The following is a 10,000-nucleotide window of genomic DNA, read 5'->3' on the forward strand; positions in this document are numbered from 1 at the left end:
CACAGCCATGCGCTGGAGATAGAGGGTTAGGCCTCTTTGGCCTTATCGACGCGCCCACCCAGTTGCACCACCGCCAGAAGCGCCGGCATCAGCGCCGCTTCGTTACCGGAAACCGCGAAGTAGATCGGCTTCCAGACCGGCTTGAACTTTTCCTTATAGGCGCGAAGACCGTCGAAATTGTACATCTCGCCACCATAGGCGTAGATCAGCGCCGCGATCTTGTTCCACATGGGGCTTAAAGGCCGCGCCTCCAGCCCGCCCAGCGGGGCCATGCCGAGGCTGAACCACTGATAACCTTCGTCGCGGGCGTAAAAGATCAGCCGAAGGAACAGATACTCCATGATATTGGGCGGGGCCTCCGGCGCATAGCGCATCAGGTCGAGGCTGAGAGAAGTCCGGCCTTCGGCGGCCCACAGATTGGCAAAGGCCATGATTTCACCGCCGATGCGGATGACGGCGATCGGCGTCAGGCGGATATAGTCCGGATCGAAATAGCCCAGAGAATAGCCCTTCTCCTTGCCCTTCTTTTCTTCCAGCCAGGCATCGGAAATGGCTTTCAGGCGCGGCAGATGGGTCTCCACCGCTTCGGGATGCAGCACTTCGAACTGGGCTTCGGCCTGTTCGAACTTGCGCCACACCTGCCGAAAACTGTAACCTTTTTTCCCCGCCAGATCGAAGCTTTGTACGGGCACCAGCGCCTCTTCGCCGATCTTGAAGGGCCTTAGCCCCAGATCAATGGCCAGAGGCAGGAACTCCGTCGTTACGCGGTAGATGGACAGCTTGGCATTGGCCAGTGCCGCCATTTCCTTCAACCGCCAGCCCAGCTTTTGCACCTCTTCCGGCGGGCCGACGGGGGCGGACAGGACCACCCAGTTACGACCCGCAACACCATACATGGCAAAGGCCGTGCGCGCCTCATTCCACAGGATATGTTTGTCGCCGGTAAGCGCCAGCCAGGCCTGCGGGTCCCGCGCCAGCGAAACCACTCCGCGCAGATCCTCCATATCTTCATCATCAGGCAGGTCCGGCGTGGCGCGCGCCAGCCCGAACAGGCGATAGAGAGCGAACAAGGCCACCGTAATGGCGATGACCACCAGACCGCGCAGGAAGCGCGAGACGCTGGCCTCATAGGCAAAGCGCTGCCACAGTTCATGGGCATAGGGGGTGCGCTCATAGAAGTAGAAGCCCGCTGTGGCCACAAGGATCAGCACGGTCGCCGTCACCAGCAACCAGATCGGCTTCAGCGTTAGCGTCATCAGACGTGAGCGGCGGTTAAAGGCGCGCTTGCACGGCAGGAGCAGCAGGGCGCAGACCACCATCACCTCGGCTACGCCGAAGGCCAGTTCGCGCGTCATCGACAGGATGGCCCCGGCGACCAGCAGACCCAGCGCCATATACCAGGCCGAATCCAGCCGCTCCCACAGGCCACGCGCCGCAAACAACAGCAACACCCCGGTGGCGACACCGGCGACGTGCGACAGTTCCACCACCTCAAGCGGCAGCCACTGACGCACAAACGGCATGGCTTCGGGATCAATAGGCGACAGCACCGAAGCCAGCAGGAAGGCGCCGGCCAGCATCATCAATACCGCCATGATCTTGGGCACGGCGACGATGGCCATGTCGAGCACAAGGGCTTTGATGTCTTTGTGATGCTTCATACCCCTCACCTTTACACGGCGCGGGGATTCGCTAAAATCGTTTTCGCGGCTTAATACCGACGTTACCCCGCCTTACGGCACCAGGCGTCCTGAATAGCCAACTGGTTGCACAGACGTTCGGCCTGTTGAGGTGAATGTACCGGCCCGATGCGCAGGCGCACCAGCACCTGACCATTAGCGGCGGTGACCGGTTGCAGGATCGGATTGAAATTATCAAGACCCGGATGTTTGGCACGCAGGTCGTGCCACGCCGCTTCGGCCACGGCGCGTGAGCTGAATGAGCCCACCTGAACGCTGCGGACCATTTGCTCGATACCGTTATCGGCGGGTTTGGCTACGGTTTTGAGCACCGGAGCTTTCGCAACTTTTTCAACCACTGCCTGTACCGGTGGCTCTGTCCGGGCCTCGGTCTGGGTCTGGGCCAGCCTCGTCGTCGCGGCAGGAGAAACGCCCGTCTCCAGCGGCGTGTCCGCGTCAGGGCGCTCCATATCGAGCGGATTGACCACGCGGATCAGGTTACCGGCGGCGTCCTTCGGCACGGCGGCCAGCAGGCCATCCTTGCCCGTGGTCAGTTCCTTGGCCGTCTCAAAAGCCAGTTGAATCTGTTCGTCACGCGTAGCGGAGGAGGAAGATTCCGAAGCGGATGACGCTTGGTCACCCTTTCCTTCGATGTCGATTTCGGCTAAACGCGCGGCCATCCGCTGGAAATCCTTGCCGTCGCCCTTGGGCATATCGCACCCCGACAGTCCGGCCGCCACGCAGGCGACGGTCAGCAGAGCCAGTCTCGAAACGGAAAAGAGAGAGCGCATAGCTTCATCCTCTCACAAGCCGTTTAAATCGTCGTTAGTAATTTTGGTTAATGCCCCATGTCCGCTTCCGCTGCTTCTCTCCTGCCCCGCGTCCGCGACCTGAGCGCCCTGCGCGACGCGGTTTCCGGCTTTCGCCACAAAGGGCTGCGTATCGGCTTTGTGCCGACCATGGGCGCGTTGCACGACGGGCATCTGGCGCTGGTGCGGCACGCCAAAACCTTAAGCGACGTGGTGGTGGTTTCGGTCTTCGTAAACCCTAAACAGTTTGCGCCGCATGAGGATTTCGACCGTTATCCGCGCACCGAGGACAAGGACGCGCAGCTTCTGGAAAGCGTTGGGGCGGACCTGCTCTATCTGCCGAGCGTTGATCTGATGTACCCCGCCGTCTTTGCCTCAAGCGTCCACGTCGAAGGCCCGGCGCGCGAACTGGAAGGCACCTTCCGCCCGCAGTTTTTCGACGGCGTGGCCACGGTGGTCATGAAGCTGTTCAATCAGGTGCAGCCCGACGTCGCCATCTTTGGCGAAAAAGATTACCAGCAGCTTCAGGTCGTAAAGACCTTTGTGCGCGATCTCGACCTGCCGGTGGCGGTGGTAGGGATGCCGACCGTGCGCGAAGCCGACGGTCTGGCCCTGTCGTCGCGCAACGCCTATCTCAGCCCTGAGGAACGCCAGACGGCGGCGCGCCTGATCGTCGAGCTGAACGCCGTGGCTGAAGCCGTGCGTTCCGGTGGCGAGCGCGAAAAGGCGCTCAACACGGCGAAGGCCAACCTTCTGGCCGCCGGTTTCGGTCCGGTGGACTATGTGGAGCTGCGCGACGCCAATACGCTGGCGGTTGCCGACGCGCAGACGCCGAACCTGCGCCTTCTGGCGGCGGCGTGGCTGGGCAAGACGCGCCTGATCGACAATATCGCGGTTTAAGGGGTTAGCCGGCGTACAGCAGCGTGTCCCAGATCATGCCGGAATAGTGTCTGAGTTCAAAGCGATAGTCGGGCCGCATGTCCTGGATCAGGGCGCTCAGGCGCAGGAGATCGTCGGATGTGTGGTAGGCGCTGATGGCCAGTTTCGGCCGATAGGTCTCAATCGTCCGGCGCATCCCTTCGAGGGCCGGACCTTCGGCGCCTTCGATATCCAGCTTGACGAAGGTGACCTCCCCCAGATTCAGCGCATCAAGGGCGACCACCGGCAGCTCAATGCTACCGTCGGCGTCGATACGGCTCCCCATCGCCCCTGTGGCTGAAAACCGCACCGTGTCGGCCTGGCTCCACAGGCCGGCGGCGTGACAGGTCACGTGCGGCGTCGCGGCAAAGGCCTCACTCAGGGCCGCAAAATTTTCAGGATCCAGCTCAAAGGCGTGCACCTGCCGGCATGGCCCGCCCAGATGCCCGAAGAAGGCGCGCACCGTATCGCCATCATAGGCTCCGCCATCGACCAGCACATCGTCGCGCGACGGCGGGCAAAGCGCATTGTCGAGATAGATCTGATCATGCGGCCGGACAATGCCGTCCAGCGCCGCCGCATCCCAGGTCAGACGGTAGGCCAGAAGCGCCGACAGGGTGCGAAGGCTTTCGGTGTCCGTGAACAGCTCTTGCCCCAGACGATGGATGGCGGCGACCTCGTCGCGGTCCGAAAAGGCCTGAAGCGCCGTAAACATGGCATTGCCGCTAAAGGTTTGCCCCAGCTTTGGCATGACCTCGAAATAGAACAGTAAGGGCCCCGGATGCGCGCCCCAGATGGCCTGAAAATGCTTGGCCGGTTTTTCCGAGCCGGCACAAATGACGCCGACCGCGTCGGGTGTCTTTGTCAGAAGCTGACTCAAGGCCGCGTCGCCAATCACCGGCAAGCCGTAAAGGCTTTGCCCGTCGCGCAGATTATCGACCACGGCGATGACATTCAGCCGCTCGCAGGCATAGCGGACAAAGCTCTGGGCCATCACCGAGCCCGCTCCCAGAAGCACCAGCGGCACGCGGTCATAATCGAGATCGGAGCGTGCCCGGCTTAAGGCGTCAAGACGCGCCAGAAACCCGACATCGCCAAAATCCACAGGCCCGTCCAACAGTTCGCGATAACGCATCGACGTCCCTCCGCCTGTGACTCTTTCCGGGCATCACGTCCCGGCGATTCGTCGCCAGTTTAGCACAGAGATCGTCACCACGCCCCGGCGTCGCGCAGAGCGGCGATCAGGTCCGCCGGTAGCGCCTCGCCTCCTGCCCCCTGCGGCAGGTCGCGCGGCGAATCCTTGACCTCCAGATAGCGCCAGCCCTGAAACGGACGGCGCGGCTGCGGCTCGGTCAGGATATGTTCGGTCGAAACCGTGATCAGGCATTGCGGCAGGTCGCCCTCCACCGTGTCGATGGCTGCGATCGGCCGCCGCACCAGAATGACCCCCTTGATCACCCAGTAGAGCGAACCGCCATCCAGCAGTTCTTCGGCGCGTTTGGGCGTCTGGCGCGTATGGATGGTGCGGGTCTTGTGTCCTTGCTCCCAGCGGAGCAGGTCATCGACCGTATCGGCCCCCACACACAGCTTGACCAGATTAACGCTCATCCTACGCAAGCTCCACAGTTTTTAACCACATTGGCAACAGCGCCCGCCGGGGCTATCTATGGGCAAGAGACTCATAATTCAAGGCCACCCGCATGGCGGAAGACACCTCTCTCGAAGCCGCCCTCGCCCGACTGTTCAACACGCCGACCGGACTGAAGGCCGCCAGTTGGATTACCCTGACCGGCGGCACGCGTCTGTTCAGCGCCGGTGACGAGTCCGATCACCTCTACCTGTTGCGCAGCGGACGCATGGGCGTGTTCCGCCACGACGACGATCATCAGGGTCTGCACCTGATCGGGGTGATCAAGCCGGGCGAGCCGGTAGGCGAAATGTCGCTGATTGCCGACACGCCGCACACCTCGACCGTCATTGCCCTGCGCGATTGCGAACTTATGGTCCTGCCCAAGGCCGACTTCCTCAAGGCCATCGAAGCCGCGCCGGACGTGTTGCTGGCCCTGTCGAAGCAGATGATCGAGCGCGCCCGCTCCGGCACCCCGCGCGAAGGCCGCCGCCACAACACCCCCAATGTCTTCGCTTTTTTTGCGCTGAACGACATCATCGTCCGCCCGCTGGTCGAACGTATCGCCGAACAGGTACGCGCGCTGGGCTATCGCGTCGCCGTACTCGACAAGGATCACCACGGCACCGGCGCCGATATTTTCGCCGAAGCTGAGGCGCACAACGACTACGTGCTGCACGTCGCCGAAAAGCCGGAAAGCCACTGGCGGCTGCTCAGTTCACGTCAGGTCGATCACACCTTCTGGATCGCCGACGCCCGCCACCATTCGCAGCGCCCCCACAGCGACCCGGCGCGCCTGCCGGCCAGCACGCTGAACCTAGAGGACTCGCAACTGCTCGACCCGCTGGGGCTGCAACGCGCGCCCGATCTGATCCTCATTCAGGCGCAGGAGGCCGACGGGCGTAAGGTGATCGCGCATACGCGCGACTGGCTGGACGCCTTCAAACCGGCGCGCTGGTTCCACGTGGGTGAACACTCGCTACCCGACGCGGCACGCATCGCCCGCATCGTCACCGGCCATTCCATCGGCGTGGTGTTTTCCGGCGGCGGGGCGCGCGCCTTTTCGCACATCGGCGCGGTGCAGGCCCTGCGTGAAGCCCACATCCCCATCGACTTTATCTGCGGCTCGTCCATGGGGGCGATCATCGGCGGTTGCGTGGCGCTCGACTGGTCCGACGCTGAAATCGACGCCCATATCCGCGAAGCCTTTGTCGTCTCCTCGCCGCTGGATGACGTCACCTTCCCCTTTGTCGCCCTGACCGGCGGGCGCAAGGTCGATCAGCGGTTAGAGCAGCATTTTGGCGATGTGTTGATCGAAGACCTGCCCCTGCCCTTCTTCTGCCTGTCGTCCAACCTCACCTCCGGCACCATCAAGGTGCACAAGACCGGCCGCCTGCGTCAGGCCCTGCGCGCCTCTATCTCCCTGCCGGGCGTGATGCCGCCGGTGGTCGAAGACGATCAGGTGCTGGTCGATGGGGCGGTAATGCGCTCCTTCCCGGCCCTGATGATGCGCAATTCGCATCTGGGGACGGTCATCGGCGTCGATGTGACGCGCGCCAAGGGCATCGACCCCAAGAGCGTGCACGTCCCCAAAAGCCTGCCGACCTGGTTCCTCAAAGGCGACTGGCGCAAGGGGCCACCGATTGTCTCGATACTGATGCGCTCGGCCACCATCACCACGGCGGCGGATCTGGAGCAAAGCCGTCTGGCCTGTGACCTTTTGATCATTCCCGAACCCGAAGGCGTCGAAATCCGCGAATGGCACGCCTATGATCTGGCGGTGGAATCCGGCTATCAGACCAGCGTGCAAAGCCTGGCGCAGCTTGCGCAACCCGTGACGCAGCTGCGCAAACTGGGCATCAGCCTGCACCCCAATATCCCGGCCTTTACGCCGGACGACAGCTTCCTCACCCCACCGCGTCCCGATAAGCTGAAATACACGCTGAAACCACAGGGCGTCACCCTGCCGCGTTTTCTGAAGGGGCCGAAAAAACCGCAGCCCAAACTGTAGCGGTAAGCCGCAAAGCGGGGTAGGAAGCGTTCAACAACTCAGCAGGGTCCGGCATGAAAATCTTCACCTACAACGTCAATTCGGTCAATGCGCGCCTGCCCCTGATCCTGGAGTGGTTTGAGGAGACGCAGCCCGATGTCTGCGCCCTTCAGGAACTGAAATGCCTCGACGAAAAATTCCCCTATGAGGCCTTTGAGCGGCTGGGCTACAATGCCGCTGTGCACGGGCAAAAGACGTGGAACGGCGTGGCCCTGTTGTCGAAGCGCCCCTTGATCGACGTGGTGCGCGGCCTGCCGGGCGAGCCGGAAGACGAGCAGTCGCGCTATATAGAAGCCGTGGTCGATGGCCCGGTGCCGGTGCGTGTCACCTCGATCTATCTGCCCAATGGCAACCCGATCGGCACTGATAAATATCCTTACAAACACCGCTGGTACAAGCGCTTGCAGGCGCGGGCCAAAGAGATACTGGCCTTTGAAGAGATCAGCCTTTTATCAGGTGATTTCAACACCATCCCGACAAAAGCCGACCTCTACCGGGAATCGGCGTGGCTGGATGACGCGCTTTATCAGCCGGAGACGCGCGCCGCCTATCAATCATTGAAAAACCTCGGCTATAGCGACGCCTGCGACCTGCGGCCGCCCGAAGGCAACCGCTACACCTTCTGGGACTATCAGGCCGGGGCGTGGCAAAAGAACGAGGGCATCCGCATCGACCACCACCTGTTGTCGCCGCAGGCCGCCGACCGCCTGAAAGGCTTTGAAATCCACAAAGACGCCCGCGGTCGCACCCATGACGATGCCAAACCGTCGGACCACGTCCCGGTGGGCGTGGAACTGGACGTTTAGCAGGCACTATACCTATTCTTAACCCGATACCGGTAAGGACTGATTAAATATATGATCGGTCATGTAACGGTGTGATGGAAGAAGCCTTCCGCGTCATCTTGTGGTTTGCCTTTGCGGCCCTGCTCCTGACCCTCGTCGCGTCAGGGGCACTGTGGTGGTATGAGAGCACGCGCCGCCTGACGCGCGGCCTGACCGCCGCCATCGGCAAGGCCCCGGACGCCATCATCTTTGATACCGGCACGAAAAAGGCCGCTGGCCTCGACTTCACGCACGGTGATCTGGCCATTCTGTGGGATCTGGGGCGGCACGGTCTGGTCTTTACGTTTGATGAGATCGAAGGGGCGGAACTGATCGTCGATGAGCGCGTAGTCGCCCGCACGCAGAAGGGCGAACCGCGCCGTGTGCTCGAAGAAACCTATCCGGGGGCCTCGCGCGTCGTGTTGCGCCTGATCTTCAACGATCTGGAAACGCCGGAGTTTGAGGTCACCCTGTTCGGCGACCTGACGACTCATGCGGCCTACCCCAAAACGGCCAGCGAGGCGGTACAACTGGGCCGTAAATGGCTGTCACATATCGACGCGGTGATCAAACGCACGCCGCCCAAGGCGCAACCGGTCCGCCCGACACAATCCGAACCGGAAATTGAGCGCGCTTCCAAGGATTAAATCCACACCTGTGGCGTGCGGGCTCTTAACGGCTGCGCCAATTCGTGGTTAATATGCCGTCATTGTTCGTATTTGGGGGTTGAACGCAAGCGCCGTGAACCAGTATCTGCCGACCATCATCATCCTGACGGCAGCCGCCCTGGCCATCCTGCTTATCCTTTACCGGATATGGGATTCGCGCGTCGAAGCGCCCAAAAAGCTTGAGGACGAAGTCGCGGAGGCGCTGAATGGTGCCAAGGCCGATGTGGCCTCCATCGAACCGGCGCGCAAGGCCGCCGCCGCCCTCTCCTACCTCGGCAATCGCTGCGTCATCGTGCGTGAGTTCGGAAAACTGCCGACGCGCCTCTACAGCATGGCCGAACTGATCGGTATCGAGGTGTTCGTCAATAACAAGGTCGCCGCCCGCATTATCCGCGGTGGCGCACACAAGATGTTCGACGATATCGCACCACAGGTGGATCGCGTCACCATCCGCCTGATGTTCAACGACCCGTCAAAGCCCGATTTCGAACTGATCCTGTGGGATCCCAATGACGCGCTGACGGCGCGCGCCGAAGGGCCGAGGGCCGCCATGGAAACCGCGCGGCGCTGGTTCTACCATGTCGAAGCGATTATCCGTAAACCTTTGGCCGAGATCGAAAAAGAACTGACGCCCCCCGCGCCGCCGCCGCCAGAACCCACCCCCAAGCCGCCGGTTCACGATCATCGCACTGATGACACGGACAATGACGACGCCCCGCCGCCGGCGCCCAAACCAGCCCCCAAGGACGGCGACGTGCTCAATTCCCCTTTGATTCAGTACCTGTAAGGCGATCTTCTCATGTGGACCCTGGCTCTGGCCTGCGCCTTCTTCATCCTGATTCATATTCTGGTGTCCGGCTCCGATCTGCGGCAGCAGATGATCGGCGCCATCGGCATCCGCACCTACTTCATCCTGTTCAGCCTGTTGTCGATCATGGGTTTTTTCTGGATGATCGCCGCCTATTACGACTCGCGTGGCGACCCGGCTAATCTGCACCTGTGGTCGGCACCGTTTGTCCTGAAAATTCTGGCCTTCGGGGTCAACTTCATTAGCCTGATGCTGATTATCGTCGGGGCCCTGAGCCCCAGCCCGACGGCCCTGCGCTCGCTGAGCAAACTGCCCGACCATCCGGTCAGTGGCATCATCCGCATCAGCCGTCACCCGGTGCTGGCCGGTATCGGCCTGTTGTCGGCGACGCACCTGATCACCACCGGCACGCTGGCCGCCTGGGTGTTTTTCGGGACGTTACTGGCGCTGAGCCTCCTTGGGGCCAACAGCATCGACCGCAAGCGTGAAGAAAAGTACGGCGAGTCCTATCAGGCGATTATGCGCGCGACCTCCATCCTGCCCTTCCTCGCCATTGCACAGAAGCGGGTACGCTTTGAACCGTCGGAACTGGGCGTGTTGCGCGTCATGGTTGCCAC

10 protein-coding genes are annotated in these 10,000 nt (G+C 61.9%); 6 read left to right on the forward strand and 4 right to left on the reverse strand.

Annotated features, from left to right (window positions below):
- Positions 1-26: 26 nt before the first annotated feature.
- Both LDL37_RS12225 and LDL37_RS12230 read right to left on the reverse strand, forming a co-directional pair.
- Positions 27-1,661, reverse strand: a complete 1,635-nt coding sequence (locus LDL37_RS12225; RefSeq protein ID WP_290798667.1) for a phosphatidylglycerol lysyltransferase domain-containing protein — start codon at positions 1,659-1,661, stop codon at positions 27-29.
- 62 nt (positions 1,662-1,723) lie between these two features.
- Positions 1,724-2,470, reverse strand: coding sequence for an SPOR domain-containing protein (locus tag LDL37_RS12230; RefSeq protein WP_290798669.1), 747 nt, complete (start codon positions 2,468-2,470; stop codon positions 1,724-1,726).
- A 57-nt stretch (positions 2,471-2,527) separates the two neighbouring features.
- Here LDL37_RS12230 and panC point away from each other — a divergent pair, with 57 nt between their 5' ends.
- Positions 2,528-3,388, forward strand: a complete 861-nt coding sequence (panC, locus tag LDL37_RS12235) for a pantoate--beta-alanine ligase (protein ID WP_290798671.1) — start codon at positions 2,528-2,530, stop codon at positions 3,386-3,388.
- Positions 3,389-3,392: 4 nt separating this feature from the next.
- Here panC and LDL37_RS12240 read toward each other — a convergent pair whose 3' ends face one another.
- Positions 3,393-4,541 carry an FkbM family methyltransferase gene (locus tag LDL37_RS12240; protein ID WP_290798673.1) on the reverse strand — a complete coding sequence of 383 codons (1,149 nt, stop codon included), beginning with the start codon at positions 4,539-4,541 and terminating at the stop codon, positions 3,393-3,395.
- Between the two features lie 74 nt (positions 4,542-4,615).
- Positions 4,616-5,014 carry a DUF1489 domain-containing protein gene (locus tag LDL37_RS12245; protein WP_290798675.1) on the reverse strand — a complete coding sequence of 133 codons (399 nt, stop codon included), beginning with the start codon at positions 5,012-5,014 and terminating at the stop codon, positions 4,616-4,618.
- A gap of 92 nt (positions 5,015-5,106) precedes the next feature.
- Here LDL37_RS12245 and LDL37_RS12250 point away from each other — a divergent pair, with 92 nt between their 5' ends.
- The 5 genes from LDL37_RS12250 to LDL37_RS12270 all read left to right on the forward strand — a co-directional run.
- Complete coding sequence (locus LDL37_RS12250) at positions 5,107-7,044, forward strand: patatin-like phospholipase family protein (protein WP_290798678.1); 1,938 nt, start codon at positions 5,107-5,109, stop codon at positions 7,042-7,044.
- 53 nt (positions 7,045-7,097) lie between these two features.
- Positions 7,098-7,889 carry an exodeoxyribonuclease III gene (gene xth / locus LDL37_RS12255; RefSeq protein WP_126420658.1) on the forward strand — a complete coding sequence of 264 codons (792 nt, stop codon included), beginning with the start codon at positions 7,098-7,100 and terminating at the stop codon, positions 7,887-7,889.
- A gap of 74 nt (positions 7,890-7,963) precedes the next feature.
- Positions 7,964-8,554, forward strand: a complete 591-nt coding sequence (locus LDL37_RS12260; RefSeq protein ID WP_290798683.1) for a hypothetical protein — start codon at positions 7,964-7,966, stop codon at positions 8,552-8,554.
- A gap of 94 nt (positions 8,555-8,648) precedes the next feature.
- Positions 8,649-9,362: a hypothetical protein gene (locus LDL37_RS12265; protein ID WP_290798686.1), complete on the forward strand. Its 714-nt coding sequence runs from the start codon at positions 8,649-8,651 to the stop codon at positions 9,360-9,362.
- Positions 9,363-9,374: 12 nt separating this feature from the next.
- Positions 9,375-10,000 (forward strand): NnrU family protein (locus LDL37_RS12270; protein WP_290798689.1); only part of this gene is annotated, 626 nt, incomplete at its 3' end.

The organism is Asticcacaulis sp. (assembly GCF_020217185.1).
In the GTDB taxonomy this organism is placed as follows: Bacteria; Pseudomonadota; Alphaproteobacteria; order Caulobacterales; family Caulobacteraceae; genus Asticcacaulis.